This is a genomic window from Arthrobacter tecti, assembly GCF_054511355.1.
This window is the reverse complement of sequence record NZ_JBTNCT010000027.1, coordinates 16,533-30,601: the sequence shown is the minus strand read 5'-3', so window position 1 is coordinate 30,601 and position 14,069 is coordinate 16,533. Positions and strand designations below refer to the sequence as shown.

General features: G+C 65.1%; 13 protein-coding genes. 8 read left to right on the top strand and 5 right to left on the bottom strand.

What is annotated here, in order from left to right; all coding sequences use genetic code 11:
- Positions 1-234, bottom strand: coding sequence for a sulfur carrier protein ThiS (thiS, locus tag ACX80C_RS18795; RefSeq protein WP_459327986.1), 234 nt, complete (start codon positions 232-234; stop codon positions 1-3).
- A complete protein-coding gene (gene thiO / locus ACX80C_RS18790; protein ID WP_459327985.1) occupies positions 231-1,364 on the bottom strand; it encodes a glycine oxidase ThiO in 1,134 nt (377 codons plus the stop codon). The genes thiS and thiO overlap by 4 nt, the downstream gene beginning before the upstream one ends.
- A gap of 140 nt (positions 1,365-1,504) precedes the next feature.
- On the opposite strand from thiO, the gene thiE reads away from it, so the two are divergent.
- Positions 1,505-2,155: a thiamine phosphate synthase gene (thiE, locus tag ACX80C_RS18785; protein WP_459327984.1), complete on the top strand. Its 651-nt coding sequence runs from the start codon at positions 1,505-1,507 to the stop codon at positions 2,153-2,155.
- Positions 2,156-2,173: 18 nt separating this feature from the next.
- Here thiE and ACX80C_RS18780 read toward each other — a convergent pair whose 3' ends face one another.
- The gene (locus tag ACX80C_RS18780; protein WP_459328001.1) at positions 2,174-2,785 is read right to left on the bottom strand and encodes a ferritin-like fold-containing protein; all 612 of its coding nucleotides are present in this window, start codon (positions 2,783-2,785) and stop codon (positions 2,174-2,176) included.
- Between the two features lie 248 nt (positions 2,786-3,033).
- Between ACX80C_RS18780 and ACX80C_RS18775 the strand changes: the two genes are divergently transcribed.
- The 3 genes from ACX80C_RS18775 to ACX80C_RS18765 all read left to right on the top strand — a co-directional run bounded on the left by ACX80C_RS18775 (position 3,034) and on the right by ACX80C_RS18765 (position 7,368).
- Positions 3,034-4,548: an RNB domain-containing ribonuclease gene (locus ACX80C_RS18775; RefSeq protein WP_459327983.1), complete on the top strand. Its 1,515-nt coding sequence runs from the start codon at positions 3,034-3,036 to the stop codon at positions 4,546-4,548.
- Positions 4,549-4,848: 300 nt separating this feature from the next.
- Positions 4,849-6,459 carry a DEAD/DEAH box helicase gene (locus ACX80C_RS18770; protein WP_459327982.1) on the top strand — a complete coding sequence of 537 codons (1,611 nt, stop codon included), beginning with the start codon at positions 4,849-4,851 and terminating at the stop codon, positions 6,457-6,459.
- Positions 6,460-6,477: 18 nt separating this feature from the next.
- Entirely contained in the window at positions 6,478-7,368 is an 891-nt protein-coding gene (locus ACX80C_RS18765) for a DNA-methyltransferase (RefSeq protein WP_459327981.1), read from the top strand.
- On the opposite strand, the gene ACX80C_RS18760 is transcribed toward ACX80C_RS18765, so the two are convergent.
- Positions 7,358-8,203: a PHP domain-containing protein gene (locus ACX80C_RS18760; protein WP_459327980.1), complete on the bottom strand. Its 846-nt coding sequence runs from the start codon at positions 8,201-8,203 to the stop codon at positions 7,358-7,360. The genes ACX80C_RS18765 and ACX80C_RS18760 overlap by 11 nt on opposite strands.
- Positions 8,204-8,406: 203 nt before the next feature.
- On the opposite strand from ACX80C_RS18760, the gene ACX80C_RS18755 reads away from it, so the two are divergent.
- Positions 8,407-10,017 carry an aminopeptidase P family protein gene (locus tag ACX80C_RS18755; protein WP_459327979.1) on the top strand — a complete coding sequence of 537 codons (1,611 nt, stop codon included), beginning with the start codon at positions 8,407-8,409 and terminating at the stop codon, positions 10,015-10,017.
- 59 nt (positions 10,018-10,076) lie between these two features.
- Here ACX80C_RS18755 and ACX80C_RS18750 read toward each other — a convergent pair whose 3' ends face one another.
- Positions 10,077-10,928: a general stress protein gene (locus tag ACX80C_RS18750; protein WP_459327978.1), complete on the bottom strand. Its 852-nt coding sequence runs from the start codon at positions 10,926-10,928 to the stop codon at positions 10,077-10,079.
- Positions 10,929-11,078: 150 nt separating this feature from the next.
- Here ACX80C_RS18750 and ACX80C_RS18745 point away from each other — a divergent pair, with 150 nt between their 5' ends.
- Genes ACX80C_RS18745 through ACX80C_RS18735 form a run of 3 tightly spaced genes read left to right on the top strand, consistent with a single transcriptional unit; the run spans position 11,079 to position 14,066 of the window.
- Entirely contained in the window at positions 11,079-12,359 is a 1,281-nt protein-coding gene (locus ACX80C_RS18745) for a magnesium transporter MgtE N-terminal domain-containing protein (protein ID WP_459327977.1), read from the top strand.
- Complete coding sequence (locus tag ACX80C_RS18740; RefSeq protein WP_459327976.1) at positions 12,352-12,945, top strand: DUF1003 domain-containing protein; 594 nt, start codon at positions 12,352-12,354, stop codon at positions 12,943-12,945. Before ACX80C_RS18745 ends, ACX80C_RS18740 begins: the two co-directional genes overlap by 8 nt.
- The gene (locus ACX80C_RS18735) at positions 12,942-14,066 is read left to right on the top strand and encodes an Mrp/NBP35 family ATP-binding protein (RefSeq protein WP_459327975.1); all 1,125 of its coding nucleotides are present in this window, start codon (positions 12,942-12,944) and stop codon (positions 14,064-14,066) included. Before ACX80C_RS18740 ends, ACX80C_RS18735 begins: the two co-directional genes overlap by 4 nt.
- Positions 14,067-14,069: the final 3 nt, after the last annotated feature.

Here is a 14,069-nt window from a genome sequence, read left to right as displayed (position 1 = left end):
TCATCCTCCCTGTACTGCGGTGACGAGTTCAATGTCGTCGCCTTCGGTAAGCTCTCGTCGGCCCCACTGGCTGCGCGGAACCACTGTGGCGTTCACTGCCACTGCCAGCCCCAGCCTCGCGCCGTCGATCGGCTGGCCGTTCGGGGCGAGCTTCCTGCCGGTGACGTTCGAGACGAGCGCCAGCAGGTCTGCGTCCGAGGTCTCGGAAGCCTTCCCGTTGAGTGTGATGTTCATGGTTGTCCTTTCCCGAACCGATCCGGTCGGTAACGTTCGATACCCGGCGGCGCTGGTTTGCCCTCCAGCAGGTCCACACAAACAGCCGCAGCCACCGGAGTCAGCAGAACTCCGTGACGGAAGAACCCGGTAGCAATGAGGAGCCCGCGCACTCCGGGCACCCCGCCAAGCAGTGGTGCGTTATCCGGCGTGCCCGGCCTGGCGCGGCACAGGATCTCCTCGAGTTCCAGTTCTGCCACCGCCGGTACCAGCTGCTGGGCATCACGCAGCAACTGGTACACGCCTCCGGCCGACACTGCGTTGCTGCCGTCCTCGCGCATCGTTGCCCCGAGAACCACCGTTCCGTCGGCGCGCGGCACCAGGTAGACGGCGTGCCCTCGGACCAGTCCCCTAACGGTGTGGGTGAGCAGGGGTTGGAGGGACGCCGGTACACGCAGCCTCAAAATGTCGCCGTACACCGGGCGCATGGGCAGCTGAACGGGCAGGTTCACAAGTTCAGCGGCAGCCAGCCCGTTCGCAACGATGGTGTGGCGCGCCGCAACTGTGCCGCCGTCGTGCAGTTTCACCCCGGTTACCCGATCGCCTTCGCGCTCCAGTGCGCTGGCGGTCGCCGCAAGAATGGTTCCGCGCGCTGAGACAGCCGCGTGCAGGGACGCTGCGAGCATGCGGGGATCCACCTGGTGATCGTTCCCGGCGCGGAATGCTCCGGTTGCCGCGGGCCCGACCATCGGCTCGCTACGGCGCGCCTCACGCACCGAGATCCGCTCGACATCCAACCCGTGCGCGGACTGCACGGTCCGCAGGTCCGCGAGCGCCTGACGATCGGCGCCATCCACGGCGAGCACCAGCGTGCCGGTATTGCGGTAGCCGGGGTCAATCCCGGTCCAGGTGAGTGAAGTAATGAACTCCGGATACCTGCGGGCGGAATCCATGGTGAGTTCGAGGAGGTGTTCCTCGCGATAGTGCAGTTCGCTGGCGGGTGCGATCATCCCTGCTGCGGCGTGCGTGGCACCGGTTGCCGGAGCCGGATCGATCAGGGTCACCGAGTGCCCCCTGCGAACCGCTTCCCAGGCGATGCCGAGTCCCACGATTCCACCGCCGACGACGGCGACATCCACTGAAGCTTCCACGAAAAGGCCCTTCCCTACGCCGGCATGACCCGGATCAGGTTCGTTGTTCTCACAACGCGGTCGGCGCCGGACGCCCTCTCAGCCAGTGTGCCCGGGTGCGGACACCGCGGCTCCCGCAGTACCCCTTTATTGTAGGTGGTATGCAACTGAGAACCTCCCGGCTTTACCTGTGCACGGATTCCCGCGGAAGACAGCAGGATTTCGGCGACTTCGTGAATGCCGCGTTTGCCGGCGGTGTTGACATCATCCAGCTACGGGACAAGACCATCGAGGCAGCACAGGAACTTGAGCTCCTTGAGATTCTCCGCGCGGCGGCGGTCTCGCACGGGAAGCTGTGGGGTGTCAATGACAGGGCGGACATCGCCGCCCTCAGCGGCGCGCCTGTCCTTCACATCGGTCAGCGGGACCTGCCTCCTGCCCTTGCCCAGCCGTTCCTGCACGACGGCGGTGTGCTGGGGCTTTCAACGCACTCACCGGAGCAGGTCCAGGCCGCGGCGTCGAACAAAGAAGTGGATTACTTCTGCACCGGGCCAGTCTGGGCAACGCCCACCAAACCCGGGCGGGCCGCCGTCGGCCTGGACCTGGTCCGTTCTGCCGCCAGGCTCGAGGTGTCCCTTACCGAGCAGGGCCGGGAGCTGAAGCCGTGGTTTGCGATCGGCGGGATTGACCTGGGCAATGTCGGCGAGGTGGTCGAAGCCGGGGCTGGGCGCGTCGTCGTCGTTCGCGCGATCACCGAAGCTGATGACCCAGCGGAGGCAGCGGCACGGATCAGGGCTGAACTCCCCGAGTAAGTACTCTCGTGTTGCGGATCAGGCGGTCAGGCCGAGCGCGCTCATCCGGCGCGAGTGGTTGCGTGTCAGTTGGGCGAACAATTGGACGGTCTCGCGTTCCTGGTCTTCAGCCGTTCCGTGAAAGAGCAGTCCGCCGAGGAATTGCCGCTCGATTCCGACGCGCTGGGCCTGTGTCAGTGCCTCGCCCACGAGGCGACGCCCCCACAGAGCCAGCCTCGAGGCAAGCCGCGGATCGTCGGCCAGCGCGTCCTTCAACCGTGACTGCAGCAGTCCACCCTGCTCCGTGATCGATTGGATTCGGCTGATGAGTTCGCGGGTAGCATCATCCAGGCGGCCGGCGAGCGCCGTGTAGAAGTCACCCGAGATTGCGTCGATGACGTAGGCCTTCATCAGGGACTCGTACCAGTCGGCCGGACGGGTGCGCTCGTGGAAGGAATCGATCGACCCCTGGAAGGGACGCATCGCTTCCTCCACATCAACGCCGAGTCCAGCCAGATGCGCACTGACCATATCGAAGTGCTCGAATTCCGTGACGGCGAGGCGTCCCAGCGCCGCCCTGTCACGCAGCGTTGGGGAGAACCGTGCATCCGAGGACAGCCGCTCGAAGGCAGAGAGTTCTCCGTAGGCCATGACGCCGAAAAGGTCGACGACGAACCTGTTCAGGGTGTCCTCGTCCGGGGATGTTATTCCCGTGGTGCGTGCGGATGGTCCCGCCGTCGGGGTCTGCGAGTCCAAAGCTGCCATGCGCTTAAGGGTACCCGTGCTGCGTGAACCCGTCCGAGCCGGTGCGCTGACTGAAAATTGGTGCAGGTTCCGTGGAACGTGGCGCAGACGGCGCGTCCGCACGTGTAGATGACGTGTGTATTAGGGTTTGATTTGTGCCGTATTCGCATCTGGATCTGAGCAGCCGGGATTCCCAATCCCAGCTCACCGCTGCGCTCGAGGGCCTCCGGGAGGAACTGGAGCTGGACGCCGAATTTCCGCCGGAGGTACGCCGGGAAGCACAGCGGGCCGTGGAGCAGCAGGTGCTGCCCGAGCGGGATCTGACCGCTTTGGGCTTCATCACCGTGGACCCGCCGGGTTCCACCGACCTGGACCAGGCTTTCCACCTCGAACGGCAGGCGGCGGGCTACCGCGTGTGGTACGCGATCGCGGATGTGCCCTCCTTCGTTGCACCGGGAGGCGCCATTGACGTCGAAGCACGACGCCGGGGCCAGACGATGTACGCGCCCGACGGCCGAATCTCCCTCCATCCGGAAGTCATTGCGGAGGATGCCGCCAGCCTGCTTCCCGGCCGCAACCGTTCGGCGTACGTCTGGGAATTCGTCCTCGATGCCGCCGCCCGCGTGGAGTCCGTCGTCGTCGAACGCGCTGTGATCCGCAGCCGCGCGCAGCTGACCTATGAGCAGGTGCAGGAGGACATCGATTCAGGCGGAGCTGCCGAGAACCTCACGCTTCTCAAGGAGATCGGAACCCTGCGGATCGGGCTGGAAAAGGAACGTGGAGGAGCAAGCCTCAACCTTCCTGAACAGGAGATCGCGCACGACGGCGAGAGGTACTTCATCCTCGCTCGTCCCCCGTTGCCTGCGGAGGACTGGAATGCCCAGCTCTCCCTGATGACCGGGATGGCGGCTGCGGACATCATGCTCAAGGGCGGTGTGGGAATCCTGCGCACCATGCCCGCACCGGATGAGACCTCGCTCGCCCGCTTCCGGCACCAGGCACGTGCGCTGGGACGGGCCTGGCCGCATGATCTCCCCTACGGCGAGTTCCTGCGCAGCCTGGACACCACCGACCCGCGGCAGCTTTCCCTGATGCACGCGGCGGCTTCGCTGTTCCGGGGCGCTGGTTACACCGCGTTCGACGGCGAACTCCCGGAAGCTGTGGAGCAGGCGGCCATCGCGGCCCCCTACGCCCACACCACCGCTCCCCTGCGGCGGCTGGTTGACCGGTTTGTCCTCATCACGTGTGAGGCGCTGTGCGCCGGACGGGATGTGCCCTCCTGGGTGCGGGAAGCGCTTCCTGAACTGAACTCGCTGATGTCTTCGTCGAATCAGTTGGCGTCGCGGTTGGAGAGCGGCGCGATTGCCGCGGTTGAGGCCGCACTGCTCAGCAATTGCGTAGGTGAGGAGTTTCCCGCCGTCGTGATCACGGGGTCCAAACCGTCCAACGGTAAAAACGGAAACAACAACGGGAACGGGGTGCCGCATGGAGTCATCCAGATTGCCGAGCCCGCGGTCGAAGGACGCTGCGACGGCGTGATGACGGCCGGTGAGGAAGTCCTGGTTCGACTGGTAGCTGCGGACATCGGCCGGCGGGAGGTCCGCTTTGAGCTGGCCGAAGGCGCGGCTCAGGCGGCGCCGGCGTCGGAAAGCAAGCGGGCAGCAGGGTAGACTTGACTGCGTAGTAATGGATGCCCGGTCGTTTCAGTAATAATTCTTGCTTGCACTCCCGGTCCGTCGCAGTTCCAGGAACTTTGGTTCCCAGCATGCGGCTTACCGGCGCAAACCGACCCGCAATACCTACGCGATCTTGAGTTTCCCAGCTCGAAGCGGACCGATCCGCTTCCGGGCCGCAGTTGATAGCCCGCGATCGGCTTCCACTGGACGCCCTGTTCCACCCTGCTCCGGTGGGCCCTGACCGGCCCGGCGTTGAGCCCGGCGGCAGCAGTGCCTAATTGAACGGTAGTAAGAGTGACCACAGACAATCATCACCTCCATGCGGACAACAGCGACGACGAAATTTTCGTCGAGGAAACGCTGGTCAGCACCGAAGAACCCCACCACGAAGCGGCCGAAACGTTCGCGGACTTCAAGGTCCGCGCCGATATCGTCGAGTCCCTTGCCGACGCCGGCATTGTGCACCCCTTCCCCATCCAGGCGATGACGCTGTCGATCGCCCTCGACGGGCACGACATCATCGGCCAGGCGAAGACCGGAACCGGCAAGACCCTGGGATTCGGTGTCCCCGCACTTCAGCGCGTCGTCGGCCCGTCCGACGAAGGCTATGACCGCCTCCCCGCTCCGGGCGCCCCGCAGGCACTCGTGGTGGTTCCAACCCGCGAATTGGCCGTGCAGGTCGCGGATGACCTGACGAAGGCCGCGAAGAAGCGCAACGCCCGCATCGTGACCATCTACGGCGGCCGCGCCTACGAGCCGCAGGTCGAGGCCTTGAAGAGGGGCACTGAGATTGTTGTCGGCACGCCTGGGCGCTTGATCGACCTGTACCGCCAAAAGATTCTTTCCCTGAAGAACGTCCGCATCGTTGTGCTGGACGAGGCCGACGAGATGCTGGACCTCGGGTTCCTGCCGGACGTCGAAACGCTCATGGCGGCTACTCCCTCGGTACGCCAGACGCTCCTTTTCTCAGCCACGATGCCCGGCCCGGTGGTCGCCATGGCCCGCCGTTACATGTCCCACCCCACGCACATCCGCGCTGCGGACCCGGAGGACGACGGCGCCACCAAGAAGGACATCCGCCAGGTCATCTACCGCGCGCACAACCTGGACAAGGACGAAGTGGTCGCACGGATCCTGCAGGCTCGGGGCCGCGGCCGGACCATCATCTTCACCAAGACCAAGCGGACCGCCGCGAAGCTGTCGGAGGAACTCGTTGACCGCGGGTTCGCCGCCGGCGCGATCCACGGCGACCTCGGACAGGGTGCGCGTGAGCAGGCGCTGCGTGCGTTCCGTGGCGACAAGATCGACGTGCTGGTGGCTACGGAGGTGGCCGCGCGCGGCATCGACGTCGAGGACATCACCCACGTCATCAACTTCCAGTGCCCCGAGGATGAGAAAGCGTACCTTCACCGGGTGGGCCGCACCGGCCGTGCCGGCAAGAAGGGCACCGCCATCACGTTCGTGGACTGGGACGACGTGCCGAGATGGGGCCTGATCAACAAGGCGTTGGGCCTGGATCAGGCAGAGCCGGTGGAAACCTACTCGTCGTCCCCGCACCTGTACACCGACCTCGACATTCCCGAAGGAACCAAGGGCAGGCTTCCCCGCAGCCAGCGCACGCTCGCCGGCATCAATGCGGAGAAGATCGAGGATCTCGGCGAGACAGGCAAGAAGAACCGTTCGGCTTCAGCAGGCTCCGGGTCCGGTGGACGCGGAGGCCGCAGCCGGCAGGGCGGCTCCGGGGAGAATGGCGGCAGCCGTCGTCGTTCGGGTGGACCCGGGACAAACGGCGAGGAACGCACGGAAGATGTTGCTTCCAAGCGGACGGATCGTCCGAAGCGGAACCGGAGCCGCACCCGCCGTCGTAACGGCGAGGTAGTTCCCAAGTCCGCTCCCGAGGCCTAAAGCCCCGTGGAGGACGGAATGGCCCCTCCGGCCTGGCGGCCGGACGGGCCAAACCTCGTTGTACAGGCGGATAACGCCGAGTACCTTCCCGGTTTGCCGGACGGTGCATTCACGATGATCTATGTGGATCCGCCGTTCAACACTGGCCGATCGCAGCGCAGGCAGCAGACTTCCATGGTGCGCAGTGCGCCCGGCGCCGGAGACCGCGTCGGGTTCAAAGGGCACAGCTATTCGACCGTCAAGGGGATTCTGGCCAGCTATGACGACGCCTTCGAGGACTACTGGGAGTTCCTCGCGCCGCGCCTAGCCGAGGCGTGGCGGCTCCTGGCCGATGACGGCACGCTCTACGTGCACCTGGACTACCGGGAAGTGCACTACGCGAAGGTCATGCTTGACGCGCTGTTCGGGCGGGATTGCTTCCTCAACGAGATCATCTGGGCCTATGACTACGGTGCTCGTGCGCGTCGCAAGTGGCCGGCCAAACACGACAACATCCTCGTGTACGTGAAGAATCCTGATCGCTACTACTTCAACAACGCGGACGTCGACAGGGAGCCGTACATGGCGCCCGGCCTGGTCACCCCGGAGAAGGCTGCCCTGGGCAAGCTGCCAACGGATGTCTGGTGGCACACCATCGTCTCCCCCACCGGGCGGGAGAAGACGGGCTACCCCACCCAGAAACCTGAGGGCCTGATCCGGCGGGCGGTCACGGCCAGCAGCAGGCCCGGGGATTGGGTGCTTGATTTCTTCGCCGGCTCCGGAACGCTGGGTGCGGTGGCCGGGAAAATTGGACGGCGGTTCGTGTGCATTGACAGCAACCGCCAGGCTATTGATGTGATGGAGAACCGGCTTGCCCCCTGGTGCGGGGCCGCTCAACCAGCGGACGAGGAACCAGCGGCTACCGGATGACGCGGTTGCCGGTCGCGAGTTCCTCCATGCGCGACAGGACCTCGGGCCGTGTAAGGTTCTCGCCCAACCGGTTGGGTTTCCCCGTGCCGTGATAGTCACTCGATCCGGTGACCAGCAGGTCGTGCTGCGCGGCGATCGCGCGAAGCTCGCCCCTGCGCTCTTCGGGGTTGTCCCGGTGCTCGATCTCCAGCCCCAGGAGTCCTGCGCCGATCATCTCCTCCGTGACGCCGCGGTCCACGATACGGCCGCGTGAGGAGGCAACGGGGTGAGCGAATACGGGGATCCCGCCCGCAGCGCGGACAAGTGCGACGGCGTCCGCCGGGTGCGGTGCGTAGTGGCTCACCCAGTAGGGCGACCGGGCGCTGAGGATGTGCGCGAAGGCCTCGCTCCGCGTGGCAACAACCTTGAGCGCCACCAGCGTGTCGGCAATGTGCGGCCGGCCGATCGTCGCGCCGACAGCGACGTGCTCTAGCACGTGCGCCCAGGAGATCGGGTAGTCCACAGCGAGTTTCTCCACCATCCGTTCGGCCCGGGTCAGGCGGGCGTCCCTGGAGCGTTCCACTTCCGCGAGGAGCACCGGATGGGCGGGGTCATGGAGGTAGGACAACACATGGACGCTGATGCCGGTGTCCGTCCGGCAGGACACCTCCATTCCGGGCACGAGCGCCAACCCCAGTTCCGTGCTTGCGCGGCCCGCTTCCTCCCAGCCGGCCGTCGAGTCATGGTCCGTAAGCGCAACCACGTCAAGTCCCGCGGCAGCGGCCGCGCGGACCACGTCCGGCGGGCTTTCGGTGCCGTCGGACACCGTCGAGTGGGTGTGCAGGTCGATTCTCACCAAACAACTGTACGTCGGACAACTCCTAAGTCACTGTCCGGAACGCACGAGCTCAGCGTAGAACGAGTTGCATCCAGTTTGTGCTGAAGGTCGCGGCACCTGCGGCCTGGCTCTTGAGGGTGCGGTCCGCCCCGGTGGGAAAGAGCCCGCTGAGCCGGCCTGGAGGGTTTTGCCCGCCAAGCCCCCAGTGAGACGATGGAACGGTGAGTACAGCAGAGAACACCCCATCCACAGCGACCACCACAGCTCCGCGCAACGGCGAAGACGCGACCCCCGTCACGCCGGAAGAACAGCCCCTTTCCAGCCGCAACGAGAACCGTTCACAGCGACCGGACTCCGACGCCTTCAAAGCCTTCATGGGCTCAAAGTGGGCACCGAAAGCCACAGAACTTCCCGCAGAGTCAGAAGTTGCAGGCTACGCAGCGCAGCGTCGCCTCAAGGTCTCACGGCTCTTCCCGGGCGAGCGCCTGGTCATTCCGGCCGGCCCGTTGAAGGTCCGCTCGAATGACACCGACTACCGGTTCCGGCCGCACTCGGCATTCGCCCACCTCACCGGCCTGGGCGTTGACCACGAGCCGGATGCAGTCCTCGTCTTTGAGCCCACTGAGGAAGGCAGGGGCGACGACGGCGGCAACCACCACGCCACGCTCTACTTCCGGGAACTTGCCGGCAGGGACAGCGCCGAGTTCTACGCGGACGCCCGCTACGGCGAATTCTGGATCGGATCCAGGCTTTCCAGGGCAGAGGTCCGGGCGTTGCTGTCGCTGGAGACGGCTGACCTTGCCGACCTTGAGACCGCCGTGACCAAGGACGCCGGATTTGTTGAGGTGGGAGGCATCCGTGTCCGCCTGCTGCGCGAGGTTGACCTGAACGCTGACGCGCTGGTTGACACGTCCCGGATCAATACCGGGGTGGACCTTGAAGCATCCGATGAGCTCGATGCCAAGCTGGCCGAGGCCCTGTCCGAGCTTCGGCTCATCAAGGATGAGTGGGAAGTCGAGCAGATGCGCAAGGCCGTGGCGGCAACCGTGAACGGCTTCCACGAAGTGGTCAAGGAACTCCCGCGCGCCATTTCGCACCCGCGCGGAGAGCGCGTCATCGAGGGCGCTTTCTTTGCCCGCGCCCGTGAAGAGGGTAACGACCTCGGCTATGACACCATCGCGGCCTCGGGAAACAACGCGACAATCCTGCACTGGATCCGCAACAACGGCACGGTCAAGGCTGACGAGCTGCTGCTCCTCGACGCCGGTGTGGAGGCTGACAGCCTGTACACCGCCGACATAACCCGCACCCTGCCGGTCAACGGAAAGTATTCGGAGATTCAGCGGAAGGTCTACCAGGCGGTGCTTGAGGCGGCCGATGCCGGGTTCGCCGCAGCCACGATTGGTGCCAAGTTCCGCGAAGTGCACCAGGCCGCGATCACCGTCCTTGCGGAACGCCTGGACCAGTGGGGACTTCTGCCGGTATCACTCGAAGAGGTGCTCGCACCCGAGGGTCAGCACCACCGCCGGTGGATGCCGCACGGCACCAGCCACCACCTCGGAATGGACGTGCACGACTGCGCACAGGCGAAGCGCGAGTTGTACCTGGACGGAACCCTGACCGAGGGCATGGTCTTCACTATCGAGCCCGGCCTCTACTTCAAGGAGGAGGACCTCGCGGTTCCGGAGGAATACCGTGGCATCGGTGTGCGCATCGAAGACGACATCCTGATGACGGCGGACGGCCCGGTCAATCTCAGCGCCGCGCTACCACGGGAAGCGGACGACGTCGAAGCCTGGATGGCCGGTATCTTCAGCCCCACGGGCGAATAGGACCTACAACAAAGCGGGTGGGCGGCCGATTGACTGCCCACCCGCTTTGTCATTGATGGTCAGTCCTTGCGGAGCTGCTCATCCTGGTTCGTAGTGGCGTTGGCGTCCTGCTCACGGTCCCCCGGCTGCTGCGGCACCCGCACGCCGTACTGCGGCCGTCCGTCGGGCAGGTCGGGAAACTGTCCGCGGGTGGCAGACTTCGCCGGATCCTGCTGCGCGCCGTCTTCCGGCCTGGGCCCGTCCTGCTGACCCGGTTCCTGGGGATCGGCCGGTGGCCCAACCGGGGACTGTCCCGGAGGGGTTCCCCATCCTTCGGGGCGCTGCGGCGGCTGCTGAGGGGCCTGCGGCTGCTGTGGTTGCTGAGGTTGCTGCGTGCGGTCGCCCCAGACCTGCCCGTTCCCCGCACCGTTGCCAGGAGTACCGTTTATGGGCAGCTGCTGAAGGATCCGGCGAGCTTCACCGGCAACCGAGGGGTCCGCGATCACGTCATAGCTCGTGGCAACCACCTGGCTGGTCGAGGTGAAGTCCCGCTTGCCGCGCTGGAAGGCATAGGCGATCACGCCGAAGAGCACCCAGAACACGGCACCGAGTGCCATCGACGTAATGATCGGCAGGTAAGTCGGGTCCCCGCCGAAGAGGGTAAGGATGAACCCGACGAAGAGACCGAACCAGGCACCGGTGGCAGCGCTGGCGAGCGCCACCCTCGGGTAGCTGAGCCGCCCCGTCACCCGTTCCACGGTCTTGAGGTCATTGCCGATGATGGAGACCTGCTGCACGGGGAACTTGCTGTCCGCCAGATAGTCGACGGCTTTCTGCGCATCCAGGTAGGAGCTGTACCGGCCGATGGTTTCGCCTTTGGGGAGGGTACGGCTCTCATCCCGCGAAGCAGTGCGTCCAAGAACGTTTGACATGTTTTCATTCTTGCTTAGATCCGGGCCACTGTGTTGCCGTATCGCTCGCAGTGAACTCGCACCGGTCCCCGTTGAAGCGGGCCCGGCGCCGCGGTGTGGGTGCTGTCACGCAATACGGCGCCAGCATCGTAACGGCAGTAGCCTAGGCATGTGAGCAGCAATCCGACGCGCGTTTTTGTGGCACGCCTGTTGGGCCTGGACGTTTTCGACCCGCTGGGCGATCGTCTCGGCCGCCTTCGGGATGCCGTCGTACTGGACCGGGGTCCGGCCGATACACCGCAGGTGGTTGGTCTCGTCGTTGAAGTTCCCGGTAAGAAGCGCGTGTTCGTTCCGATGACCCGTGTCACTTCGATCGATGCCGGCCAGATCATCTGTACCGGCCTGGTTAACCTTCGCCGTTTCGACCAGCGCGGCGCGGAACAGCTTGTTGTCGCTGAGTTGTTCGACCGCCGGATCACCCTCCGGGACGGCAGTGGCGAAGCGACCATCGAAGACATCGCCATGGAAAAGGACCGCTCCGGGGACTGGCACGTTTCCCAGGTCTTCATCCGGCGCGGCGTCGGGCAGTCACGGCTGCGTGGGCTTCGCCGGGGCGAGCGCCTCATCATCGACTGGCTTGATGCGTTTCACGGCGATTCCGCCGAACCCCAGGCCGCCACACAGTTCGTCGCCCAGCATGACGACCTGAAGGCAGCGGACTTCGCCGATGCCCTGCATGAGATGAGTGACAAGCGCCGCATTGAGGTGGCAAGTGAGCTTCAGGACCAGCGGCTCGCGGACATCCTCCAGGAACTCCCCGATGATGATCAGGTGCAGATCCTGTCCTCACTTGACCGCGAACGCGCGGCAGACGTCCTGGAAGAGATGGACCCGGACGACGCCGCCGACCTCCTGAACGAACTCCCCGAGGAGCAGAAGGAAGAGCTCCTTCAGCTGATGGAACCGGACGACGCCGAAGACGTCCGCCGCCTGCTCGAATACGAGGAGGATACAGCGGGTTCGCTGATGACCACGGTCCCGGTCATCCTTCCGCCGGAGGCAACCGTAGCTGAAGCTCTGGCCCACGTGCGCAGGGAGGAACTCACGCCTGCCCTGGCGTCGTCGATCTTTGTTTGCCGGCCGCCGCTGGAGACTCCGACCGGCCGGTACCTCGGTGTGGTTCACATCCAGCAGTTACTTCGCTTCCCGCCGCCTGAACCGCTGGGAAACATCGTCGACACCGATCTGGAACCGGTGGGCGACCAGGCGACGATCAGCGAGGTTTCGCGGATCCTCGCCACCTACAACCTGAACTCGTTGCCGATCGTTAATAGCGACGGCCGCCTGGTGGGGGCGGTGACTGTAGATGACGTCCTGGACCACCTGCTTCCGGAAGACTGGCGCGCCCAGGACATAACGTCCGATAGTTCGCGGGGAGGTTTGAATGGCTGAGAAGAGCAGAACCGTCGCAAGCATACTGGACACGCCGCGGGAGAGCCGGAAGAGATGGCTCCCCCGGTTGCGGCCGAACCCGGACGCCTTCGGCAGCGCCACCGAGAATTTCGCGCGCTTCATGGGAACCCCCCAGTTCCTGTTCTACATGACCGTCTTCGTGGCGGTCTGGCTCGCGTTCAACAGCTGGGCACCCGAGGAATGGCGGTTCGACAGCGCGGCCATCGGGTTCACGCTGCTGACGCTGATGCTGTCACTGCAGGCTTCATACGCCGCTCCCCTGCTGCTTCTCGCGCAGAACCGCCAGGATGACCGCGACCGCGTATCCCTTCAACAGGACAGGCAGCGCGCCGAAAGGAATCTCTCGGATACGGAGTACCTCACGCGCGAGATCGCCGACCTCCGAATCGCGTTGCGCGAAGTCGCCACCCGCGACTTCGTCCGCTCGGAGCTGAGGTCGGTTCTTGAGGAACTCCTGGAGTTCACGGACGGCCAGGAACCCCCGGCCCAGCGCAAGCCTAAGCGCAGGGTATCGGACACCACCGCCGTCCTGCCTAAAATCCCGCCGCGGAAGGACAGCCAGTGACTCTGGAAGCCTCAGTCCATGACGCCCTCTCCGGCGTGATCGACCCCGAGCTTCGCCGCCCCATCACTGAGCTGGGGATGGTGGAGGGCGTCGAGGTGAACGACGACGGCGCCGTCGTCGTCCGCGTTCTCCTCACCATCGCTGGGTGTCCGCTGCGCGGGACCATCACTCGCGATGTAGAAGGTGCACTCGCGGGTATCGATGGAATAAGCCGAGTGTCGGTTGAGTTGGGCGTCATGTCGCAGCAACAGCGGGATGATCTGAAGGAACGGTTGCGCGGAGCCGGCGGCAAACGGGGAATCCCGTTCAACGACCCCGGTTCACTCACGAGAGTGTACGCGGTTGCGAGCGGGAAGGGCGGGGTCGGCAAGTCCAGCGTTACCGTCAATCTCGCGACGGCGATGGCGGCGGACGGACTGAGGGTCGGCATTGTCGACGCCGATGTCTACGGCTTTTCGGTCCCAGCGCTCATGGGGATCACGCAGTCTCCCACCCGGGTGGATGAACTCATCCTGCCGCCAGTCGCCTACGGGGTGAAGGCGATCTCGATCGGGATGTTTGTCGAGGGGAACCAACCGGTCGCCTGGCGTGGTCCGATGTTGCACCGGGCCCTGGAGCAGTTCCTCGGTGACGTGTACTTCGGCGACCTGGACGTGCTTTTCCTGGATCTACCGCCGGGAACCGGGGATATCGCGATTTCCGTTTCGCAGCTGCTTCCGGGCGCCGAACTCCTCGTCGTTACAACGCCCCAGACTGCTGCCGCTGACGTCGCAGAACGAGCCGGCTCCATGGCGGTACAAACCGGCCAGAAAGTGGCCGGCGTGATCGAGAATATGTCCTGGCTGGAGTTGCCCGGCGGGGAGCGGATGGAGATTTTCGGCTCCGGTGGCGGTGAAGAACTTGCTCGGAGGCTTACGGCGACAGTAGGTTACGACGTCGGGCTGCTGGGCCATATCCCGCTGGAACCTGCCCTCCGTGAAGGCGGCGACAGCGGCAGACCTGTTGTCCTCGGACCGTCTTCCCCGGCCGCCTTGGAACTCAAGCAGATTGCTGCAACTTTGTCCCGCCGTCCCCGTGGGCTCAGCGACAAGCTGCTGAAGGTCACCCCGAAGCTGGTGTGAGCG